Source organism: Pseudomonas sp. SbOxS1, assembly GCF_013416725.1.
In the GTDB taxonomy this organism is placed as follows: Bacteria; Pseudomonadota; Gammaproteobacteria; order Pseudomonadales; family Pseudomonadaceae; genus Aquipseudomonas.
Window position 1 is genome coordinate 622,691 of record NZ_JAAVXC010000002.1, and the last position, 23,026, is coordinate 645,716.

Below are 23,026 nucleotides of genomic sequence, written 5' to 3' on the forward strand. Positions count from 1 at the left end.
CCTATACTTCTCTTTCAATAACAAAAGAGGGCTGCGCCATGGACCACCTCGTACTCACTGTTTTTGCACCGGACAAGCCTGGGCAGGTCGAGCGCATAGCCCAATGCATCGCCGAGCATGGCGGCAACTGGCTGGAAAGCCGCATGTCACGCATGGCCGGGCAATTCGCCGGGATTCTTCGGGTGGGGGTCCCGGCGGAAGCCTACGATGCACTGGTCGATGCCCTGCAAGGATTGTCGGCCCACGGCATTCGCGTATTGATCGCCGAAAGCGGTATCGAACAATCGTGCACCTGGAAGCCGATCGCCATGGAATTGGTGGGCAATGACCGGCCGGGGATTGTGCGCGACATCACGCGCTTGCTCAGTGAGCAGGGAGTGAACCTGGAACGGCTGGTGACCGAAGTACGCCCGGCCCCCATGAGCAGCGAGCCGCTGTTCCACGCCGAAGCGATACTGGCGGTGCCCTTGACGCTGTCTCTGGACGTATTGCAATCGCGCCTGGAAACCCTGGCGGATGATCTGATGGTGGAATTGGTGCTGCGCAGTGAACCTTGATCAGGTTATCCAGTTTAAACGTGCACCTGCCTGTGGATAACCTGTAGAGACCGCCCGCCAGGCCACGCCGGCCGGGGCTTTGCAAGAATTGATCAAAAAACCAGCAGTTTCAGTGACTTGCGCACAAACGGCGGGGATCACGCTGTGGATAACCTTGGGAAGGATCGGTGCAGGCCACGGATAACGTGGCCTGCAGAGGTTTGTGTGTTTTTTGATCAGCTGCGGCGGCGCAGGCTGAACCAGGCATCGACGCTGTAAACCGCCAGGCCAGCCCAAATGAAGATGAACGCCACCAACGTACTGGACGACAGGTGCTCGCCAAACAGCAGGACGGCCTGCAACAGCACCAGGGTCGGCGCCAGGTACTGGAGGAATCCCAGGGTCGTGTAGGGCAAGTGCCGCGCGGCGGCGTTGAAACAGACCAGCGGCACCAGCGTCACCGGGCCGGCAGCCACCAGCCACCAGGCTTCGGAGGTGGTCCAGAATTCAGCCTGGGCGCTGCTGGCGGTTGGATTGAGCAGCAACCAGGCCAGCGCTATCGGAACCAGCATCCAGGTTTCGACCACCAATCCCGGGAGTGCCTTGACCGGCGCCTGCTTGCGGATCAGCCCGTAGAAACCGAAGGTCAATGCCAGCACCAGCGACACCCAAGGCAGGCTGCCGACTTGCCATACCTGTTGCGCCACGCCAACCGCCGCCAGCCCCACCGCAATCCATTGCATGCGTCGCAGCCGTTCGCCGAGGATCAGCATCCCCAACAGCACGTTCACCAAGGGGTTGATGTAGTAGCCGAGGCTGGCCTCCAGCATGCGCCCGTTGTTCACCGACCACACATACGTCAGCCAGTTGGCGGCGATCAGCGTGCCGCTCAGGGCCAGGATCGCCAGCCGACGCGGGTTCTCCCGCAGTTCGCGCCACCAGCCCGGGTGTTTCCAGACCATCAGCAGCAAGGCGCCGAACAGCGCCGACCACAGCACGCGGTGAATGATGATCTCCACCGCGGGCACGCTGGCGATGGCCTTGAAGTAGAGCGGGAAAAGTCCCCAGATGATGTAGGCACTCAGGCCCAGTATGTACCCGCGACGCGGGTTGGCGGCTTGCATGCAGAATCCTTGCTTAGGCAGCTAACAAAGAGGGGATTGTAAGGAGATTTGTCTACGAATGTCCTGCCTGAATCGGTTGGCCAATTGTGAACACGAAACCTGTGGGAGTGAGCCTGCTCGCGATGACGATATGTCAGCCACAGATGTGCTGAATGTAATGCCGTCATCGCGAGCAGGCTCGCTCCCACAGGGTTTCGGGCTGAATCAGAAGAGTTTGAGTGGTTCTTCGTTGAGGGCAGCCAGCTGCTCACGCAACGCCAACACCTGATCACCCCAATACCGCTCCGTACCAAACCACGGAAAGCTGCGCGGGAATGCCGGGTCGTCCCAACGGCGGGCGAGCCAGGCGCTGTAGTGCATCAGGCGCAGCGCGCGAAGGGGTTCGATCAGTGCCAGTTCCCGGGGATCGAAGTCGTGGAATTCGTTGTAGCCGTCCATCAATTCCGACAATTGACCCAGGCAGTCCTGGCGATCGCCGGCCAGCATCATCCAGATGTCCTGCACCGCCGGGCCCATGCGGCAGTCGTCGAGGTCGACGATGTGGAACATCTCATCACGGCACATCATGTTGCCGGGGTGGCAATCGCCGTGCATGCGAATGTTCTGGTGCGGTGTATTACTGTAGGCATCTTCCACACGCTTGAGCAGATCGCGGGCCACGGACTCGTAGGCCGGCAGCAGGCTGCGGGGAATGAAATTGCCTTCGAGCAAGGTCGCCAGCGAATCATGGCCGAAGTTTTTCACCGCCAGCGCTTCACGGTGCTCGAACGGTTTGGTCGAACCCACCGCATGCAGACGGCCGAGCAGTTGTCCCAGGCGATACAGCTGGTCGAGATTGCCGGGTTCCGGCGCGCGCCCGCCGCGGCGGGGGAACAGGGTGAAACGGAAACCTTTGTGCTCGTGCAGGGTTTCACCGTTGTGGATCAGCGGTGCGACGACCGGCACCTCGACCTCGGCGAGTTCGAAGGTGAACTGGTGTTCTTCCAGAATCGCTTCGTTGGTCCAGCGTTGCGGGCGGTAGAACTTGGCGATCAGCGGCTCGGCGTCTTCGATACCAACCTGGTAGACACGGTTTTCGTAGCTGTTGAGCGCCAGGATGCGGGCGTCGCTGAGAAAACCGATGCTTTCGACGGCATCGAGCACGAGGTCTGGGGTGAGCGTTTCAAACGGGTGGGCCATGCTGACTCCTGCGCGCAGCAGGCTGCTGCGTCCGGCCAGGCATGGTAGCGCAGACGGGGCGGCTTTAGGGGCTGGGCTTGAGATGTGTGGTGTCTGGGCTGACGCTTTCGCGGGCAAGCCTCGCTCCTACGGGTTCACCGCCAATTTCAACATGGCGCTTATCCTGTAGGAGCGAGGCTTGCCCGCGAAGAGGCACTATCAGGCGCCGACGACCCCGCCATCTTCACGGGTAATGGCAATCACCGAAGACCGCGGCTTGCCATTGGGCAAATGCTCAGGGAAGGTCGAGCCGCCGTTCTCCCCCGGATGCTGAATCCCGACAAACAACGTCTTCTGGTCCGGCGAGAAACTGATGCCCGTCACCTCACAACCAATCGGCCCGACCATGAACCGACGAATTTCTCCGGTCACCGGGTCGGCGCAGAGCATCTGGTTGTTGCCCATGCCGGCGAAATCACCGGCATTGCTCGAATCGCCGTCGGTTTGAATCCACAGTCGCCCGGCATCATCGAAAGCCAGCCCATCCGGACTGTTGAACATGTTTTGCGGCGTGATGTTCGACGAGCCGCCCTTCGGCGTACCGGCATGCACTTGCGGGTTGCCGGCGACCACGAACAGGTCCCAGGCAAAGGTGTTCGAGGCGTGGTCGTCGCGGTCGGTGCGCCAGCGCAGGATCTGCCCGTAGACATTCTTCTCGCGCGGGTTCGGCCCGCCCACCGGTTGCCCGTCTTCGCCACGTTTGGCGTTGTTGGTCAGGGTGCAGTAAACCTGGCCGTCCTTGGGGCTGACGACAATCCATTCCGGACGGTCCATGCGCGTGGCCTTCACCACGCTGGCCGCCAGGCGCGCGTGAATCAGTACCTGGCCCTGGTCGGCAAAACCACTGCTGGCGTCGATGCCGTTTTTGCCGTGGGTCAACTCGATCCATTGCCCTTGGCCCTTGGGGTGATCGGCATTGCCGTCGCCGGCGTCGAAACGAGCCACGTACAGGGTGCCGTGGTCCAGCAGGTCGCGGTTGGCCTTGGAGTCCTGGTGATTGATCTTGTCGCGGCTGACGAACTTGTAGATGAACTCGCCGCGCTCATCGTCGCCCATGTAGACCACGGCGCGGCCGTCCGTGGTTTCGGCCAGGGCGGCGTTTTCATGTTTGAAGCGGCCCAGTGCGGTGCGCTTGACCGGCGTCGATTGCGGATCGAACGGGTCGATCTCGACCACCCAGCCGTGACGGTTGAGTTCGTTGGGGTTGTGCGCCAGGTCGAAGCGCGGATCGTGTTGATGCCAGTTGATGTCTTTGCTGGCGGGCACCACGCCGTAGCGTTTTTGTGCGCCATCGAATTTCTGTTCGGCATCGCTGCTGCCAAAGCAGTCGGTGAAGTTCTCTTCGCAGGTCAGGTAGGTGCCCCACGGAGTCTTGCCGTTGGCGCAGTTCTGGAAGGTGCCGAGGACTGTTTTACCTTGCGCATCGGCACGGGTTTTCAGCAGTTCATGACCGGCGGCCGGGCCGCTCAGCTTGATCGGTGAATTGCCGTGAATGCGCCGGTTATAGCGTGAGCCCTGGACAAACTGCCAATGACCCTTGTCGCGCTGCACCTCGATCACCGACACGCCTTCGCAGGCCAGGGCCTTGTGCACTTCCTGCGCCGATTGCGGCATGCCAGCGTGGGGGTAGAGGTAGCGGTAGTTGGTGTATTCGTTGTTGATCGCCATCAGCGCCCGATTGTTGTCATCGGGGAAGGCGAACAGGCTCATGCCGTCGTTGTTGTCGCCGAACTGGACTTCCTGATGTTCGGCGGTGCCGTTGCCGCTCACGTCGAACGCCGGGCCGTTTTTCTGCAGGGGCTGACCCCAACTGATCAGAACCGAAGACTTATAGCCGGGTGGCAGGCTGATCGCGTCGCTGGTCGCGGCGGGAATACTTTCGAAACCCAGCAACCGGCTGGTGCCGGCGCTGACACTGGCGGCCAGCACGCTGCGGCTCAGCAGGTTGCCGCCGAGGAACATGGCGGCACCGCACAAGGCGCCTGCGCTGATAAAGCCACGACGGCTGAGGCCGACCATGCGTTCGAGGTCGGTGGACTGGTTTTCTTCTAATAGGCTCACATCAGGCTCCCTGCGATTTTTGCAGTCACCTTAATGGGCAGCGATGAAGCTTTTGTTGCAGTTGTATTTAAAGCGGCGTGCCGAGCAATACGTTGGAGGGCGAGAACTGCGCACGCACCGGTTTTCCGCAGGTCAGCTTGCGCGCTTGCAAATGCCGGGGCTCGGCCAGCGCGCAGAGGGTCTGGCCATTGGGCAGGCCGATTCTCACTTCACAGGGGCCGTCTTCGGCGTCGAGGATCTCTTCAATGACGCCTTCAAGGCAATTGTGTCCTGGTGTTGCTTCGTCGTCGCTGCCGAGCACATCGAGCCAACCGGCCTTGATCAGGGCGACGACTTCGGTGCCGGTTTGCAGGTCCAGGCGCACGGTGCTGTCGTGGGTGATCTGCGCCTCGATGCTCAAGCCTTCGGCCAGTTCAAGACGAACCCGATCGTTGTGGCCCTGGGTTTCAATGGCCGCTATTTTTCCGTGCAACTGATTGCGTGCGCTGGTCCTGAGCATCAGGCGACCGAGCAGGTCAAGGTCGCTGGCGTCTTCAGCGGCTTCCAGTACCTGGGCTTGCAGCGCCTGCAGCCTTTGATAGAGGCGCAGCACACGCTCGCCTTCGGCGGAGAGTTTTGCGCCACCCCCGCCTTTGCCGCCGACACTGCGTTCCACCAGCGGTTTCTGCGCAAGGTTGTTCAGCTCATCGATGGCATCCCAGGCGGCTTTGTAGCTCAGGCCCGCGCTCTTCGCCGCGCGGGTGATCGACCCCTGCTCGGCGATGTGTTGCAGCAGGGCAATGCGTTGCGGGCGACGGACAATGTGCTGGGACAACAACGTAGGCAAGGACATGGCAAGGCGCTTTGGGCTATGACGATGGTGAGGACGTTGGCGGCTCGGGGCCCGGGAGTCAAGTCACGGTGACTCGCCGGGTTTGGGTGTGCGTGCCAGGCAATAGACGTCGACCCGCGCGGCGCCTGCCTCCATCAGCAGGCAAGCCAGTGCTTGCGTCGTGGCGCCAGTGGTCAGGACGTCGTCCACCAGCGCCAGGTGGCGCCCCTTCACTGATGCGTCGGGTGCCAGGGCGAAGGCGTGGTGCAGGTTCTTTTTGCGTGCCTGGGCGTTCAGGTCTTGTTGGGCATTGGTGTCCTGGGGCCTCGATAGCAGCCGTTCATCGCAAGGTATCTCGAGGCGCTCACTGAGCCAACGCGCCAGCATCGCAGCCTGATTGAAGCCGCGTTGGCGCAGGCGCCGGATAGACATCGGCACGGGTACCAGCGTGTCGGGTCGCGGCAGGTCATCGTCGAAGCGATGGTGCAGCGATTGAGCGAGAAGTTCGCCGAGCAGGTGGCCAAACGGCCATTTCGCGCTGTGCTTGAAGCGGGTAATCAGGCTGTCGACCGGGAAGCTGTAGGTCCAGGGTGCGACCACGTGCTCGAAGGCCGGTGGCTGCAGGAGGCATTGGCCGCACGTCATGCTGGGAGCGGGCAAGGGCAGGGCGCAGGTCTGGCAGTGATCGCCGAGCCAGGGCAACTCGGTTTCGCAGGCCATGCAAATGGGCGTGGTGCCATCGGCGGCTTCATCACACAGCAAACAGTTGTGGTTGTTTTTTAACCAGATGTAAACCGGCCTATCGTATCGTGGTTGACAGCGCATGGCTCTTCCTTAAATATGCCGAAACACCTGTGATGCGCCGGCGGAAATTCCATTTCCCGGTCGCCTGCCAAAGCATAAAACAAAGGAAACGCCCATGAGCGCCAGCACCTCTGCAACTTTGCGTCATGACTGGTCTTTGGCCGAAGTCAAAGCACTCTTCGTTCAGCCATTCAATGACCTGTTGTTCCAGGCGCAGACGGTGCACCGCGCGCATTTCGACGCCAACCGCGTCCAGGTATCGACCTTGCTGTCGATCAAGACCGGTGCTTGCCCGGAAGATTGCAAATATTGTCCGCAGTCCGGTCACTACAACACCGGCCTGGAAAAAGAAAAGCTGATGGAAGTGCAGAAGGTCCTCGAAGAGGCCGCGCGTGCCAAGGCCATCGGGTCGACCCGCTTCTGCATGGGCGCGGCGTGGAAACACCCGTCGGCCAAGGACATGCCTTACGTGCTGAAGATGGTTGAAGGCGTCAAGGCCCTTGGCCTGGAAACCTGCATGACCCTCGGTCGCCTCGATCAGGACCAGACCGAAGCGCTGGCAAAGGCCGGCCTCGACTACTACAACCACAACCTCGACACCTCGCCCGAGTTCTACGGCAGCATCATCACCACCCGCACTTACAGCGAGCGCCTGCAGACCCTGGCCTACGTACGTGAATCGGGGATGAAGATCTGCTCCGGTGGCATCCTCGGCATGGGCGAATCCCTCGATGACCGCGCCAACCTGCTGATCCAGCTGGCCAACCTGCCGGAACATCCGGAGTCGGTGCCGATCAACATGTTGGTGAAAGTCGCCGGCACGCCTCTGGAAAATGCCGACGACGTTGACCCGTTCGACTTCATCCGCATGCTCGCGGTTGCGCGGATCCTGATGCCAAAATCCCACGTGCGCCTGTCCGCTGGCCGCGAAGCCATGAACGAGCAGATGCAGGCCCTGGCCTTCTTCGCCGGCGCCAACTCGATTTTCTACGGCGAAAAACTGCTGACCACCGCCAACCCACAGGCCGACAAGGACATGCAACTGTTCGGGCGTTTGGGGATCCTGCCGGAAGCCCGCGAAGAACACGCCGACGAAGTGCATCAGGCTGCGATTGAGCAGGCGCTGGTGGAGCAGAAGAGCAGCGAGCAGTTTTATAACGCGGCTGTTTGATCTCCGATCCTTCTGAAGAAATGCAAAACCCCTGTAGGAGCGAGCCTTTGTGGTGAGGGGATTTATCCCCGTTGGGTCGCGCAGCGGCCCCAAAACCTGCGTTAGCGGAGTATCAGATACACCGTGTGCACTGGATTTGCGACTGCTTCGCAGCCGAACGGGGATAAATCCCCTCACCACAAAGGCTCACTCCTACAAGGGATCTGTGTCATTTGAAAGTCGAGGCCTGCATGTCTTTCGATCTCGCCGCACGCCTGGCTGCCCGTCGTGCTGAAAACCTCTACCGCCAACGCCCATTGCTCGAAAGCCCGCAAGGCCCGCAAGTGGTGGTCGACGGCCAGCCATTACTGGCGTTCTGCAACAACGATTACCTGGGCCTGGCCAATCACCCACAGGTGATCGAAGCCTGGCGCGCAGGGGCTGCAAAGTGGGGCGTGGGTGGCGGGGCTTCGCATCTGGTCATCGGCCATAGCGGTCCGCATCACGCCCTGGAAGAAGCCTTGGCCGACCTCACAGGTCGTCCGCGTGCCCTGCTGTTCACCACCGGCTACATGGCCAATCTCGGGGCGGTCACGGCGCTGGTGGGGCAGGGCGACACGGTGCTCGAAGACCGGCTCAATCACGCCTCGCTGCTGGACGCGGGACTGTTGTCCGACGCACGTTTCAGCCGCTATCTGCACAACGACGCGACGAGCCTCGCCAAGCGCCTTGAAAAAGCCACCGGCAACACGCTGGTCGTCACCGACGGCGTCTTCAGCATGGACGGCGATATTGCCGATCTGCCAGCGCTGGCTCGGGAAACCCGGGCCAAAGGGGCGTGGTTGATGGTCGATGACGCCCACGGTTTCGGCCCGCTGGGCGCCCAGGGCGGTGGGAGCGTCGAGCATTTCGGCCTGGGCATGGACGACGTGCCGGTACTGGTCGGCACGCTCGGCAAGGCGTTCGGAACGGCGGGCGCTTTTGTGGCCGGCAGCGAAGAGTTGATCGAGAGCCTGATCCAGTTCGCTCGCCCCTACATCTACACCACCAGCCAGCCACCGGCCCTGGCCTGTGCGACGCTCAAAAGCCTGGAACTGCTGCGCACCGAGCATTGGCGTCGCGAGCATTTGCAGACGCTGATCCGCCAGTTCCGCCAGGGCGCCGAGCAGATCGGCCTGGAGCTGATGGACAGCTTCACGCCGATCCAGCCGATCATGATCGGTGACGCCGGGCGCGCGGTGCGCTTGTCGCAGATGCTGCGCGAACGCGGCTTGATGGTGAGCGCGATCCGCCCGCCCACCGTGCCGGCCGGCAGTGCCCGACTGCGCGTGACCCTGACCGCCGCCCATAGCGAGGCGCAAGTACAGCTATTGTTAGAGGGACTGGCCGATTGTTACCAACGATTGGGAGCGGAGCCTGGCCATGCGTGATCGACTGATTCTGCTGCCCGGCTGGGGCCTCGGAATTTCGCCGCTGCAACCCTTGGCCGCAGCCTTGCAGGGCCTGGACGAACACCTGCGAGTCGAAATCGAGCCCCTGCCGGAGCTGGAATCGAGCAATCTTGAGCACTGGCTCGATGAACTCGACGCCAGCGTGCCACAGGACGCCTGGCTGGGCGGGTGGTCGCTGGGTGGCATGCTCGCGTCCGAGTTGGCGGCGCGCCGTGGCGACCGTTGCTGTGGCCTATTGACCCTGGCGAGCAACCCTTCTTTCGTGAGCCATGAACAATGGACCAGCGCAATGCCCGGCGAAACGTTCGATGCTTTCCTGGCGGGTTGCGCTGCCGATCCGCGCACGACCTTGAAGCGTTTTTCATTGCTTTGCGCCCAAGGTGGGGAAGACCCGCGTGGCCTGTCGAGGCTGTTGCTCGGGGGCGCGCCACACTCCACGGCGGCCGTGCTGATGAGTGGCCTGGAGTTGCTCGCGCAACTGGACACCCGCCAGGCCCTGCAGACCTTCCGCGGTCCGCAATTGCACCTGTTTGCCGGCCTCGACGAACTGGTGCCGGCCGAAGCCGCCGAGGCGTTGTTGGCGTTGCTGCCGGATGTTGAAATCGGCCTGATCGAACAGGCCGGCCACGCGTTCCTTCTGGAAAATCCCCACGGTGTCGCGGGGGCGATCCAGGCCTTTTTGCATGAGTGCGGCGATGACTGATTTATCCTTCCCCCAATTGCCCGGCGGTTTGCCCGACAAGCGCCAGGTAGCCGCCTCGTTTTCCCGTGCAGCGGCCAGCTACGACAGCGTGGCCGAGTTGCAACGTGACGTCGGTGGCCAATTGCTGCGCCGTTTGCCGCAGGCGTTCGTGCCCCGGCGCTGGCTCGATCTTGGGTGCGGCACCGGCCATTTCAGTCGTGCATTGGGTGAGCGTTTTCCCGACGGCCAGGGCGTGGCGCTGGACATCGCCGAAGGCATGCTCAATCACGCCCGGCCATTGGGCGGGGCTACACACTTCATCGCTGGCGACGCCGAGCGAATGCCGTTGCGCGATGCAACGTGCGACCTGATTTTCTCCAGCCTGGCCGTGCAGTGGTGCGGGGACTTCGCGTCGGTGCTCAGCGAAGCGCATCGAGTGCTCAAACCGGGCGGTGTCTTTGCATTTGCTAGTCTCTGTGTGGGCACGTTGTTCGAGCTGCGTGACAGCTGGCGTCAGGTGGATGGCATGGTGCACGTCAACCGCTTCCGCGAGTTCAACGTTTATCAACAGCTGTGCGCAGCCAGCGGCTTGCGGGCGATCAGCCTGGAAAACCAGGCGCATGTGCTGCATTACCTGGACGTGCGCAGCCTGACCCATGAACTCAAGGCCTTGGGGGCGCACAACCTGAACCCCGGGCGTCCGGGCGGCTTGACCGGTCGGGCGCGGATTCTCGGCCTGGTCGAGGCTTATGAGCAGTTTCGTCAGGCCAAAGGCCTGCCGGCGACTTATCAAGTGGTGTACGCCGTTTTGGAGAAACCCTTATGAGCTCCGCGTATTTCATCACCGGTACCGACACCGATGTCGGCAAAACCACGATTGCCGCAGGTCTGTTGAATGCCGCGCGATCAGCCGGGTTAAGTACAGCTGCGGGCAAGCCGGTGGCCTCTGGCTGCTCGGTGACGCCCAAGGGCTTGCGCAATGCTGACGCGCTGGCGCTGCTGGCGGAGTGTTCGGTGCCCTTGACCTACACCCAGGTCAATCCGCTGGCGCTGGAGCCGGCGATTGCGCCGCACCTGGCCGCGCGTGAGGCCGGCATCGCTTTGACCGTGCAATCGCTGCTGACTCCGATGCAACAGATACTCGACATGCAGGCCGACTTCACCCTGATCGAGGGGGCTGGAGGCTGGCGCGTGCCCTTGGCGGACCAGGACAACCTGTCAGACCTGGCGATGGCGCTGGGCCTGCCGGTCATCCTGGTGGTCGGTGTGCGCCTGGGGTGCATCAACCACGCATTGCTGACGGCCGAGGCGATTGCCCGGGACGGTCTGCAGTTGGCGGGATGGGTGGCGAACATCATCGATCCGAAGACCGCGCGCCTGGAAGAAAACCTCGCGACCCTCGCCGAACGCCTCCCGGCGCCCTGCCTGGGCCGGGTGCCGAAGCTCAAGGTAGTCACGGCCGAAGCGGTGGCGGAGCATCTGCAACTGGACCTGCTGGACTAGGATTTGGCGATGGCGGCACGGTGCCATTAGCGTTTTTGACGGGCGGTTTCTCGGTATGTCTGCTTCAATGAACGTTGATGGCTCTTTGACCATTGATGAGTCTTTTTGCAGGGACGAGCACTTCCATGGAAATCTCGGGAAATACCGCTTTTTATGCCGGCCTGAGCACCGTTCAGGCAGGGCAGAACCGTGTCGATCAAGCTGCCGGACAAATCGCCAGCACGACGATCGAGCGTTCGGCGACCAGCCAATCCTCCGAAGCCCAGGCCGATCGCCTGCGTTCGGTCGACCGCAGTCGGCAATCGGACCTCGTGAGCCATAACATCGAAATGGCCGAAGGCCGGTTTCAGGTGGAGCTGGGCGCCAAAGTCGCCAAGGCTTCCGATGAAGTGCTCGGCACCCTGATCGACACCTACGCCTGAACTCACGCTGAAAGCGCACCGGCTGACGGTACGCTTTCAGCGTGAGTCCCGTACCTATCCTCTTTCTCGCGCTGCGCGTTGCTCGTGCAATGGCGTCAGGCTCGCGTGTGCGCTTATTGGTCATGGAATGACGAATGGCGAAAGATCGGTGCTTGACAAGATTTGGGCGTAAACGTATGTTTCAAACAACTGTTTGATCGTTTCGACAACGGTCGCTCACTCCCGGTTACATCAGCAGAGGTTTATCGCTATGCCTGACTACAAGGCCCCCTTGCGTGATATTCGCTTCGTTCGTGACGAACTGCTCGGCTACGAAGCGCACTATCAGAGCCTTCCGGCTTGTGCAGACGCAACTCCGGACATGGTTGACGCCATTCTCGAAGAAGGCGCCAAGTTTTGTGAGCAGGTGCTGGCTCCGCTGAACCGCGTGGGTGACACCGAAGGCTGCACCTGGAGCGAGTCCGGCGTTAAGACGCCGACCGGTTTCAAAGAGGCCTACAAGCAATTCGTCGAAGGCGGCTGGCCAAGCCTGGCCCACGATGTGGAGCACGGCGGCCAAGGCCTGCCGGAATCCCTGGGTCTGGCAGTCAGCGAAATGGTCGGCGAAGCCAACTGGTCGTGGGGCATGTACCCGGGCCTGTCCCATGGTGCGATGAACACCATTTCCGAGCACGGCACGCCTGAGCAACAAGAGGCTTACCTGACCAAGCTGGTTTCCGGCGAATGGACCGGCACCATGTGCCTGACCGAACCGCACTGCGGCACCGACCTGGGCATGTTGCGCACCAAGGCCGAGCCTCAGGCCGACGGTTCCTACAAAGTGTCCGGCACCAAGATCTTCATCTCGGCCGGTGAACACGACATGGCCGACAACATCGTGCACATCGTGCTGGCCCGCCTGCCGGATGCACCGGCTGGCACCAAAGGCATTTCGTTGTTCATCGTGCCGAAGTTCCTGCCAAACGCCGATGGTTCTATCGGTGCGCGTAACGCTGTGTCCTGTGGTTCCCTGGAACACAAGATGGGCATCCACGGCAACGCCACCTGCGTGATGAACTTCGACGCGGCCACCGGTTTCCTGATCGGCCCGGCGAACAAAGGCCTGAACTGCATGTTCACCTTCATGAACACCGCACGTCTGGGGACCGCGCTGCAAGGCCTGGCCCACGCCGAAATCGGTTTCCAGGGCGGCCTGAAATACGCTCGCGATCGTCTGCAAATGCGCTCGCTGACCGGGCCGAAAGCGCCGGAAAAAGCCGCTGACCCGATCATCGTGCACCCGGATGTACGTCGCATGCTGTTGACCATGAAGGCATTCGCCGAAGGCAACCGCGCGATGGTTTACTTCACTGCCAAACAGGTCGACATCGTCAAGTACGGCGTGGACGAAGAAGAGAAGAAGAAAGCCGACGCACTGCTGGCCTTCATGACCCCGATCGCCAAGGCCTTCATGACCGAAGTTGGTTTCGAATCGGCCAACCACGGTGTGCAAATCTACGGCGGCCACGGCTTCATCGCCGAGTGGGGCATGGAGCAGAACGTTCGCGACAGCCGCATTTCGATGCTGTACGAAGGCACCACCGGCATCCAGGCACTCGACCTGCTGGGCCGTAAAGTGCTGATGACTCAAGGCGAGGCGCTCAAAGGCTTCACCAAGATCGTCCACAAGTTCTGCCAGACCAACGAAGGCAACGAAGCTGTCAAAGAGTTCGTCGCGCCGCTGGCTGCGCTGAACAAGGAATGGGGCGAACTGACCATGAAGGTCGGTATGGCTGCCATGAAAGATCGCGAAGAAGTCGGCGCGGCCTCCGTGGACTACCTGATGTACTCCGGTTACGCCTGCCTGGCCTACTTCTGGGCTGACATGGCACGCCTGGCTGCCGAGAAACTGGCTGCCGGCACGTCCGACCAGGCGTTCTACAACGCCAAGCTGCAGACTGCGCGCTTCTACTTCCAGCGTATCCTGCCGCGCACCCGCACTCACGTTGCAACCATGCTGTCGGGCGCCAACAACCTGATGGACATGAAAGAAGAGGACTTCGCGCTGGGCTACTAAGTCTTAACGCGTTTGTTCAAGAGCCGCTGTTCCTTCGGGAACAGCGGTTTTTTTTGTTTAAGGTTTTTATTCAATAAAAATAAGCGTGCAGGGTTAGTTGCTGAAAGTGCAATTAGCCGTTTCAGATTTATTTGCGAGAATATTTCATTCGAGCCCTTCCGCTAGCCGGTTAATTGCCATTGAGCAAATACTTTGCCAACGCGCTGATATGCCCAGGTCTCGACCTGAAAGGCCCAATCACGGCCGTTTACGGGGACTTTTACCCAGTGTCGGGGGAGACATTTCACCAAAGTTGCGGAATTCGCTGTGATTCAATTCAAACGAGCAAAAATATAAAAATACTTCTTTGAAATGTTTTGTTACGACTACAGTGCAAGTAAGCGTCGCCGCAGTGCGACGAACCAACAGCTATTAGTCAAGACTTGCGAGCACTTTGCCAGTGCGGTAATGCCCTGTGCGCTGCAACTTGAGTTTCATCTTGCAGTGTCAGCACGATTGCTGGCCATGAGTCCAACTCGCGACGGGTTACCGGAGCCCTGGCAGCTCCGCTCTGAATCGGGAGTGACATCATGCTGAAGTCCTTGCGCATCCTTCGAACAAAACCCTTGGTCTGCGCGTTAGCGGGCGTGCTGATAAGCGCCGGTGTTTTTGCCGCTGACCCGGCCGAGGTCGACCCGCCCGTACCCGAGGTGCCGACACTGCAGTCGCTGCGCGGCATGACCCCGCCCGATCCTTCCGGTACCGAAGGCGGGCGCAAGGTCGACCTGATGACCGACTATGTGCTCAATCGCTCAGCGGCCGTCCTTCTCGGCAAGGCCCTGTTCTGGGACATGGAAATCGGCAGCGACAGCACCACCGCCTGTGCCTCCTGCCACTATCACGCCGGGGTGGATCACCGAACCACCAACCAGATCAACCCCGGCCAGGCGCACACCAATGCCAACGTCGCGTCGATCTTCAACAAGCCGTTCGTCGCGTCCGATATCCCTGGCGATGTGCCTGCCTATACGACCCTTTCCGGGGGCAAGGGCGGCCCGAACTACCTGCTCAAGAAAGCCGACTTCCCGACCCATGTGCTGACCAATCCCCTGGATCGCAACTCGCCTATCCTCTATTCGAGCGATGACGTGATCGGCTCGCAAGGGGTGTTCGACGCCAACTTCGTCAAGCCCAACCAGCCGCGTTTCGACAAGTGCACCCAGCAACCGGACGGCATCTTCCAGGTCGGTGGCATCAATGTCCGGCGCAGCACCGGGCGCAATGCGCCGTCGGTGATCAACGCCGCGTTCAACGTGCGCAACTTCTGGGACGGCAGGGCCAATAACGTGTTCAACGGCTTCTCGCCCTTTGGCAATCGCGATCCCGATGCCGGGATCTACGTGACCAATGAACGCAGTACCGTGGCGGTCAAGGTACGGCTGGCGCTCAACGATGCCTCGGCCGCCTCGCAAGCCGTGGGGCCACCGGGCAGCGCGGTCGAGATGTCCTGTGGTGGGCGCACTTTCGCCGACATTGGCCGTCGCATGCTCGACACGCTGATGCTCAAGCAGCAGCGGATCTCGTCCACCGACTCGGTGCTCGGCCCGGTTTCCGGGGCGCGTCGTCCGACGTATCGTGAACTGATCAAGAACGCGTTCCAGCCACGGCTGTGGAATGCCACGCAGAATGTGTTGGTGGGCGGTGCGCCCTACACCCAGATGGAAGCCAATTTCCCTTTGTTCTTCGGCTTGGCGATCCAGATGTATGAAGCCACGCTGGTATCGGACCAGGCGCCGCTGGACGCCTATCTGCAAGGCAATCACACGGCCATGAACGACCAGCAAGTCCAGGGCATGAATCTGTTCCTGGGCAAGGGCAAGTGCGTCAGCTGCCACGGCGGTGCCGAGTTGACCAATGCCGCCAGCCGCTTGCAATTGCACCCCCGCGAGCGCATCGAACGCATGGTCATGGCAGATAACCTGACCACGCTCTATGACAACGGCTTCTATAACACCGGTGTGCGCCCCACCTCGGAAGACCTGGCACTCGGTGGCGCCGATGCCTGGGGCAACCCGTTGTCCTTCACCCGTCAGTACAACACCCTGCTGCAGGGCGGGAAGATCCCTGACCCGCTGGATGTCGATGTGTGCACCTTCGAAGCGCCCTTGAGCGCAGCATTGCCTTGCGATGCAACGCTGCAGCCCAACGTGGGTTTCCGCGATGCGGTCGATGGCGCCTTCAAGACCCCGACGCTGCGCAACATCGCGCTGACCGGGCCGTATTTCCACAATGGCAGCCGCGCCACCCTCAAGCAGGTCATGGAGTTCTACAACCGTGGCGGTGACCGGCGCGGTGAGGACGCCAGCAACACCAGCGGGTTCGAGCACCCGTCGGTCAATCAGCACAACGGCTCGAACCTTGATCCGGACATGACAAACCTGAACCTGACGCCGGATGAGATCGATGCACTGGTCAAATTCCTGGAAGTCGGGCTGACCGATCCGCGAGTCGCTTGGGAACGGGCGCCGTTCGATCATCCGTCGCTGGTGCTGCCGCAGGGCCACGTGGGTGATGAGAATGCCGTGACGCAAAAACCGGTCAGCCCGAAGATCACCACCCGGCAAGCCCTGGACGCCAACATCCAGCTCAAACCGATCGGTGCCGAGGGCCGCAGGCCCGAGGAGGGGCCATTGCAGCCGTTCTATAACGACCTCTGAGTGAATTCCCCTGGCGTCACGGGCGGCGTTGATTGCCGCTCGTGACGCTGTTTTACAAAAATTCACTCAGTAAGTCGGGGTTGGTGCCGTTACAGTTGTTGGCACATTGCCATCAATTGATATGACGGGTCGGAGCCTTACCTTTGCCGCGTTCTTCCCCTATGCGTGTGAGTCATTTTTTGCCGTCCTTACTGCTGTTACTGGCGGGGCTTGCGGCTGCCTACATCAAGGACTTGAACGTTTTCTTCACGTCGCTGTTCAACGTGCTGCCAACCCTGGTGCTATTACTCGGCGGTGCCTACTGTGCGGTTTACCGACGCCAGCGTGAGCTGTTTCTGATGGTCACGGTGTACATCGCCTACTTCCTGCTCGACACGCAGACCGATTACTACCGTGACAATGGCAAGGTGCGTGACGACGCCGCGGTGGTTTTCCATTTGTGTTGCCTGCTGTTGCCGTTGCTGTTCGGCGTATTCGCCGCGTGGCAGGAGCGTACGCACCTGTTCCAGGACATGGTCGCTCGTTTCGCCGTGTTGCTGGCTGTCGGCAGCGTCGCCTTGGCGCTTGAACAAAGTTACCCACAGGCGTTGCTGGCGTGGCTGGCGGAGATTCGCTGGCCGGCCTTGCACGGCGCCTGGATGAGCCTGATCCAGCTGTCCTATCCGGTGTTCATCGCAGCGTTCGGGCTGCTGGCCTACCAGTATTGGCGCCACCCAAGACCCCTGCATGCGGCACAGCTGGTGGGATTGCTCGGGCTGTTCTGGATGTTGCCGAAAACCTTCATCCTGCCCTTCACCCTGAACATCATGTGCAGCCAGGTGATGCTGATGATTGCCGCCGCCGTTGCCCATGAGGCCTATCAAATGGCCTTCCGTGACGAACTGACCGGGCTGCCGGGGCGTCGTGCGTTGAATGAGCGCATGCAGCGCCTGGGGCGCAACTATGTGTTGGCCATGAGTGACGTCGACCACTTCAAGAAATTCAACGACACCCACGGTCATGACGTGGGTGACCAGGTGCTGCGACTGGTCGCCAGCAAACTCTCGAAAATCGGCGGAGGCGGGAAGGCCTATCGCTATGGCGGTGAGGAATTCGCCCTGGTGTTTGCCGGCAAGACCCTCGAAGAGTGCATGCCGCACCTGGAAGACATTCGCGAGTCCATCGCCACCTACAACATTCGTCTGCGCAATCAGGACAGCCGTCCACAGGATGACAATCAGGGCCGCCAGCGTCGCGCCGGCGCCAGTGCCTCGAGTGTGTCGGTGACTGTCAGCATCGGCGTTGCCGAGCGCGTGGAGCAACGCACGCCCGAGCGGGTGCTCAAATCCGCTGACGAAGCGCTTTACAGCGCCAAGGGCGCCGGGCGCAATTGCGTAATGGCGTTCGGGCAGAGCCGCCGTGGCGCCGTGCGCATGGACGCCGCTGCGGTTGAGTGATGACGGCGCATTCAGCGTCTGGACTGTCATTGTGAAGGGCGAGGCGGCGGCAGTAGGTTTGAGTCATCTACTGCCGGAGAAATGACCATGCCCGCCTACAAGGCCCCCCTGCGCGACATGCGCTTTTTGATTGACCACGTCTTCGATTTCCACAGCAACTACGCAAAGCTCGGCGCCTCCGATGCCAGCCCGGACATGCTCAGCGCGATCCTCGAAGAGGGCGCCAGGTTCTGTGAGAACGTGCTGTCGCCACTCAACCGTAGCGGCGACGAAGAGGGCTGCCATTTCGACAACGGTGTGGTCACGACACCTGCAGGCTTCAAGCAGGCTTTCGCCCAATACGTCGAGGGTGGCTGGCATGGCCTGGCGGCTGATCCGGCGTATGGCGGTCAGGGCTTGCCCGGCTCACTGGGGCTGGTCATCAGCGAGATGGTGGGTTCGAGCAACACGTCCTGGGGCATGTACCCCGGCCTGACCCATGGCGCCATGTCGGCGATCCACGCCCATGGCACCCAGGAACAGAAACAAACCTACCTGAGCAAACTCACCGCTGGCCAATGGACCGGCACCATGTGCCTGACCGAAGCCCATTGCGGCACCGACCTGGGCATCATCAAGACCCGCGCCGTGCCTCAGGCCGACGGCAGTTACGCGATCACCGGCAGCAAGATTTTCATCTCCGCCGGCGAGCACGACATGAGCGCCAACATCATTCACCTGGTACTGGCGAAGCTGCCGGATGCACCGGCCGGGACCAAGGGCATTTCGCTGTTCATCGTGCCCAAGTTCCTGCCCGATGCCGCGGGTGAAGCGGGCGAGCGCAATGGGGTTTCCTGCGGTTCCATCGAGCACAAGATGGGGATCAAGGCTTCGGCCACTTGCGTGCTGAATTTCGACGGGGCCAAGGGCTTTTTGATCGGGGAAGCGAACAAGGGCCTCAACTGCATGTTCACCATGATGAACCACGCGCGACTCGGCACGGGCATGCAAGGTTTGTGTCTGGGCGAAGCGAGCTTCCAGGGCGCGATCAAGTACGCCAACGACCGTTTGCAGATGCGCGCTTTGACAGGCCCCAAGGCGCCGGAAAAAGCCGCCGACCCGATCATCGTGCATCCGGATGTACGTCGGATGCTGCTGACCATGAAAGCCTTCAACGAAGGCAACCGGGCACTGACTTACTTCACGGCGCAGTTGCTCGACATTGCGCACTTGAGCGCGGATGCAACGGCGCGCCAGGGCGCCGAAGACCTGCTGGCCTTCCTGACGCCGATCTGCAAAGCCTTCATGACCGAAACCGGGTTGGAAGTGACCAACCATGGCATGCAGGTGTTTGGTGGCCATGGCTTCATTCGTGAGTGGGGCATGGAGCAGTTGGTCCGCGACTGCCGGATCGCGCCGATCTATGAGGGCACCAACGGCATCCAGGCGCTGGACCTGCTCGGGCGCAAAGTCCTTGGCAGCCAGGGCAGGCTGTTGCGCGGCTTCACTAAAATCGTCCACACGTTTTGCGCGGCCAATGCCGGGCATCCACAGTTGGGCAGTTATGTGGCCCGGCTCCATGACCTGAATCAGCAATGGGGTGAGTTGACGACCAGGATCGGCATGGCGGCGATGGACAACCCGGATGAAGTCGGCGCCGCATCGGTGGATTACCTGATGTACAGCGGTTACATCATCCTCGGCTATCTGTGGTTGCGCATGGCATTGGTGGCGCAGGCACAGCTCGATGCTGGTAGCGGCGATGCGGATTTCTGCCGGGCCAAGCTGGCGACCAGTGAGTTTTACTTCAAGCGTTTATTGCCGCGTACCGAGGCTCATCGGATGGCGATTGAGGCGGGGAGTGATTGCCTGATGCAGTTGCCGGCGGAGTTGTTTGCCCTCTGATGAATGGCTGAAAACGCTTCGCGGGCAAGCCTCGCTCCTACAGGGACCAAGTCGTTCGCGCATTCTGTGTACGACGCAGACCTGTAGGAGCGAGGCTTGCCCGCGAAGGCGTTTTAACGTGTAAACATCAATGACTAAAAATTACAAAACAGTCATGTGCTGACCCTATGTGTCGCAAAAGTTGTTGGGTTACACTCGGACCCAAAGAAATCATCTTTCCTACGAACCACCTGTTTAGATCTTGCGAGGTTTGCCATGGCTGACTACAAAGCGCCCCTGCGCGATATGCGCTTCGTCCTCAATGAAGTATTCGAGGTCGCCAAACTCTGGGCCGAGCTGCCAGCACTGGCCGACTCCATTGATGCTGAAACGGTCGAAGCCATTCTCGAAGAAGCCGGCAAGGTCACCAGCAAAAGCGTCGCGCCCCTGAGCCGTGCGGCTGACGAGGAAGGTTGCCACTGGGCGGACGGTGCCGTCACCACGCCAGCTGGTTTCCCACAGGCTTACCAGACCTACGCTGAAGGCGGTTGGGTCGGTGTCGGTGGTGATCCGGCCTACGGTGGCATGGGCATGCCCAAGGCCGTGTCGGCCCAGGTCGAAGAAATGGTCAACTCGGCCAGCCTGGCGTTCGGCCTGTACCCGATGCTGACCGCCGGTGCTTGCCTGTCGATCAACGCCCACGCCAGTGAAGAACTGAAGGCCGCCTACCTGCCGAACATGTACGCCGGGGTCTGGGCCGGTTCCATGTGCCTGACCGAACCGCACGCCGGTACAGACCTGGGGATCATCCGCACCAAGGCCGAGCCTCAGGCCGACGGTTCCTACAAGGTCAGCGGCACCAAGATCTTCATCACCGGTGGCGAACACGACCTGACCGAAAACATCATCCACCTGGTGCTGGCCAAACTGCCGGATGCGCCAGCTGGCCCTAAAGGGATTTCGCTGTTCCTGGTGCCCAAGTTCATGGTCAATGCCGACGGCAGCCTGGGCGCGCGCAACCCGGCAAACTGCGGCTCGATCGAGCACAAGATGGGCATCCAGGCCTCTGCGACCTGCGTGATGAACTTCGACGAGGCCGTGGGTTACCTGGTTGGCGAGCCGAACAAAGGCCTGGCGGCGATGTTCACCATGATGAACTACGAGCGTCTGGGCGTCGGCATCCAGGGCCTGGCCACCGGCGAGCGCTCTTACCAGAATGCCGTCGAGTACGCCCGCGATCGCCTGCAGAGCCGTTCGCCGACCGGCGCGCAGAACAAAGATAAGGTCGCAGACCCGATCATCGTCCACCCGGACGTGCGTCGCATGTTGCTGACCATGAAAGCCTCGAACGAAGGCGGCCGCGCCTTCTCAACCTACGTGGCCATGCAACTGGACACTGCCAAGTTCAGCGAAGACGCCACCACGCGCAAGCGCGCAGAAGACCTGGTGGCCTTGCTGACCCCGGTGGCCAAGGCGTTCCTGACCGACCTGGGCCTGGAAACCACGGTTCACGGCCAGCAGGTGTTCGGCGGCCACGGTTACATCCGTGAGTGGGGCCAGGAGCAACTGGTGCGCGACGTGCGCATCACCCAGATCTACGAAGGCACCAACGGCATCCAGGCGCTGGACCTGGTGGGGCGCAAGATCGTCGGCAGCGGCGGGGCTTTCTACAATCTGTTTGCCGACGAGATTCGCCACTTCACCGCAACGGCCAGCGCGGACCTGGCGGAGTTCACCAAGCCGCTCAACGATGCGGTGACGACCCTTGACGAGCTGACGGCATGGTTGCTGGACCGGGCGAAAAACAACCCGAATGAAATCGGTGCGGCGTCGGTCGAGTACCTGCAGGTATTTGGCTACGTGGCCTATGCCTACATGTGGGCATTGATGGCCAAGGCCGCCTTGGGCAAAGAAACCCAGGACGACTTCTACGCCAGCAAACTGGGCACCGCACGCTTCTATTTCGCCCGCTTGCTGCCGCGTATTCACTCGTTGAGCGCGTCGGTGAAGGCCGGTAGCGAATCGCTGTTCCTGCTGGATGCCGGGCAATTCTGATGTTGTAACCTTATGTAAGCATTCTCTTACATGACGTGCTGCTGTTCTCCCATAGTCGTAAATTGGATCCACGGCTAATCTACTTCTCATGGACGTAGCGCAGGAAGCGCAAAGTAACAACACGGACACGTAGGATTCTGCCAGGACGGCGGAGTGAAATGGATGTCAGGGAAACAGTCTGCAAAGCCCCGCTTCGGCGGGGTTTTCTTTTGTCTCGAGAAAAGTGTTCAGCCCAGGCCATCCAGTGCCGGCGGGCTGTTCAAGCGCTCATCCGGGCCATTGATCACCTCCTCCAGCAGCGTGCGCAGCAAGGCCAGCGATGCCTGTTGCCGTTGCACATCGCGACAGACCAAGCCGACTTTGAGTGGCACCCGCGGCTCGCTCAGGGGTTTCCACAAGAGTTCCTGGGTGCCGTGGGTCTTCTGCGAGCGTCCGGGCAGTACCGTCGCCAGTCGCGTGTGCGGCAGGCTGTCGAGAATGCCAGCCATGTTGTTCAACTCGGCCTGCACCTGCGGACGTCGTCCCAGGCTGGCCAGTTGCGTCTGCCAGATCTGGCGAATCTGGAACTCTTCGCCCAGCAGCAACATCGGCAGCTCGGCGGCCTGGCTCATGGAGACTTTCTTGAATTCGCGCAAGGGATGGTCTGCCGGGATGACCAGCGTCAGTTCGTCCTCGTACAGCAGCACTCCGTGCAGGCCCGGCTGGCGTGGTGGCAAGTAGCCGATGCCGATGTCGAGCGATCCATTGAGCAGTCTCCGCTCGATTTCCAGCCCCGTCAGTTCATAGATCTGCACCACCAGATGGGGCTGCGCCTTGCGCACCCGCTCGAGCATTTGCGGCACCAGGCTGGTGTGCACGGTTTGCAGTACGCCAATGGCCAGGGTGCGCAGTGCGTGCCCCTTGAAGTTGCCCAGTGCTTCGCGTGCCCGTTGCAGGCCGTCGAGCAGGGGCAGGGCATGGTTGTACAGCGTATGGGCTGCAAGGGTCGGCAACAGGCGTTTGCTGCTGCGTTCGAACAGGCTCACATCGAGGGTTTGCTCGAGCTGGCGGATCTGCTGGGACAGCGCCGGCTGGGAAATGGACAGCCGCTCGGCCGCCCGGCCCACATGGCCCTCTTCATAGACCGCGACGAAATAACGCAGTTGCTTGAAATCCATA

General features: G+C 61.2%; 18 protein-coding genes. 12 read left to right on the forward strand and 6 right to left on the reverse strand.

What is annotated here, in order from left to right; all coding sequences use genetic code 11:
• The first annotated feature begins 38 nt into the window (after positions 1-38).
• Complete coding sequence (locus HFK74_RS03775; RefSeq protein WP_180202397.1) at positions 39-557, forward strand: glycine cleavage system protein R; 519 nt, start codon at positions 39-41, stop codon at positions 555-557.
• A 215-nt stretch (positions 558-772) separates the two neighbouring features.
• On the opposite strand, the gene rarD is transcribed toward HFK74_RS03775, so the two are convergent.
• From rarD to HFK74_RS03800, 5 genes are all read right to left on the reverse strand, one after another.
• The gene (gene rarD, locus HFK74_RS03780) at positions 773-1,660 is read right to left on the reverse strand and encodes an EamA family transporter RarD (RefSeq protein WP_008054539.1); all 888 of its coding nucleotides are present in this window, start codon (positions 1,658-1,660) and stop codon (positions 773-775) included.
• A gap of 204 nt (positions 1,661-1,864) precedes the next feature.
• Entirely contained in the window at positions 1,865-2,839 is a 975-nt protein-coding gene (locus HFK74_RS03785) for a serine/threonine protein kinase (RefSeq protein ID WP_180202398.1), read from the reverse strand.
• A 198-nt stretch (positions 2,840-3,037) separates the two neighbouring features.
• Positions 3,038-4,939 carry a PhoX family phosphatase gene (locus HFK74_RS03790; protein WP_180202399.1) on the reverse strand — a complete coding sequence of 634 codons (1,902 nt, stop codon included), beginning with the start codon at positions 4,937-4,939 and terminating at the stop codon, positions 3,038-3,040.
• A 67-nt stretch (positions 4,940-5,006) separates the two neighbouring features.
• Complete coding sequence (locus tag HFK74_RS03795) at positions 5,007-5,771, reverse strand: TOBE domain-containing protein (RefSeq protein WP_180202400.1); 765 nt, start codon at positions 5,769-5,771, stop codon at positions 5,007-5,009.
• A 63-nt stretch (positions 5,772-5,834) separates the two neighbouring features.
• Positions 5,835-6,575 carry a ComF family protein gene (locus HFK74_RS03800; protein WP_180202401.1) on the reverse strand — a complete coding sequence of 247 codons (741 nt, stop codon included), beginning with the start codon at positions 6,573-6,575 and terminating at the stop codon, positions 5,835-5,837.
• Positions 6,576-6,669: 94 nt separating this feature from the next.
• On the opposite strand from HFK74_RS03800, the gene bioB reads away from it, so the two are divergent.
• The 11 genes from bioB to HFK74_RS03855 all read left to right on the forward strand — a co-directional run bounded on the left by bioB (position 6,670) and on the right by HFK74_RS03855 (position 21,868).
• Positions 6,670-7,725, forward strand: coding sequence for a biotin synthase BioB (bioB, locus tag HFK74_RS03805; protein WP_020796035.1), 1,056 nt, complete (start codon positions 6,670-6,672; stop codon positions 7,723-7,725).
• Between the two features lie 230 nt (positions 7,726-7,955).
• A complete protein-coding gene (bioF, locus tag HFK74_RS03810) occupies positions 7,956-9,134 on the forward strand; it encodes an 8-amino-7-oxononanoate synthase (protein WP_180202402.1) in 1,179 nt (392 codons plus the stop codon).
• Positions 9,127-9,858 carry an alpha/beta fold hydrolase gene (locus HFK74_RS03815; RefSeq protein WP_180202403.1) on the forward strand — a complete coding sequence of 244 codons (732 nt, stop codon included), beginning with the start codon at positions 9,127-9,129 and terminating at the stop codon, positions 9,856-9,858. Before bioF ends, HFK74_RS03815 begins: the two co-directional genes overlap by 8 nt.
• A complete protein-coding gene (gene bioC / locus HFK74_RS03820) occupies positions 9,851-10,663 on the forward strand; it encodes a malonyl-ACP O-methyltransferase BioC (protein WP_180202404.1) in 813 nt (270 codons plus the stop codon). The genes HFK74_RS03815 and bioC overlap by 8 nt, the downstream gene beginning before the upstream one ends.
• Positions 10,660-11,340: a dethiobiotin synthase gene (bioD, locus tag HFK74_RS03825; protein WP_180202405.1), complete on the forward strand. Its 681-nt coding sequence runs from the start codon at positions 10,660-10,662 to the stop codon at positions 11,338-11,340. Before bioC ends, bioD begins: the two co-directional genes overlap by 4 nt.
• A 125-nt stretch (positions 11,341-11,465) precedes the next feature.
• Entirely contained in the window at positions 11,466-11,762 is a 297-nt protein-coding gene (locus HFK74_RS03830; RefSeq protein WP_180202406.1) for a pyrroloquinoline quinone biosynthesis protein PqqE, read from the forward strand.
• Positions 11,763-12,012: 250 nt separating this feature from the next.
• Positions 12,013-13,818, forward strand: coding sequence for a phenylacyl-CoA dehydrogenase (locus tag HFK74_RS03835; RefSeq protein WP_180202407.1), 1,806 nt, complete (start codon positions 12,013-12,015; stop codon positions 13,816-13,818).
• A 569-nt stretch (positions 13,819-14,387) separates the two neighbouring features.
• Positions 14,388-16,514: a cytochrome-c peroxidase gene (locus HFK74_RS03840; RefSeq protein WP_257230245.1), complete on the forward strand. Its 2,127-nt coding sequence runs from the start codon at positions 14,388-14,390 to the stop codon at positions 16,512-16,514.
• A 143-nt stretch (positions 16,515-16,657) separates the two neighbouring features.
• The gene (locus HFK74_RS03845; RefSeq protein WP_180202408.1) at positions 16,658-17,950 is read left to right on the forward strand and encodes a GGDEF domain-containing protein; all 1,293 of its coding nucleotides are present in this window, start codon (positions 16,658-16,660) and stop codon (positions 17,948-17,950) included.
• Between the two features lie 87 nt (positions 17,951-18,037).
• A complete protein-coding gene (locus HFK74_RS03850) occupies positions 18,038-19,834 on the forward strand; it encodes an acyl-CoA dehydrogenase C-terminal domain-containing protein (protein ID WP_180202409.1) in 1,797 nt (598 codons plus the stop codon).
• Positions 19,835-20,089: 255 nt separating this feature from the next.
• Positions 20,090-21,868, forward strand: a complete 1,779-nt coding sequence (locus HFK74_RS03855) for an acyl-CoA dehydrogenase C-terminal domain-containing protein (protein WP_180202410.1) — start codon at positions 20,090-20,092, stop codon at positions 21,866-21,868.
• Between the two features lie 227 nt (positions 21,869-22,095).
• On the opposite strand, the gene HFK74_RS03860 is transcribed toward HFK74_RS03855, so the two are convergent.
• The gene (locus HFK74_RS03860) at positions 22,096-23,025 is read right to left on the reverse strand and encodes a LysR family transcriptional regulator (protein ID WP_180202411.1); all 930 of its coding nucleotides are present in this window, start codon (positions 23,023-23,025) and stop codon (positions 22,096-22,098) included.
• Position 23,026 lies beyond the last annotated feature (1 nt).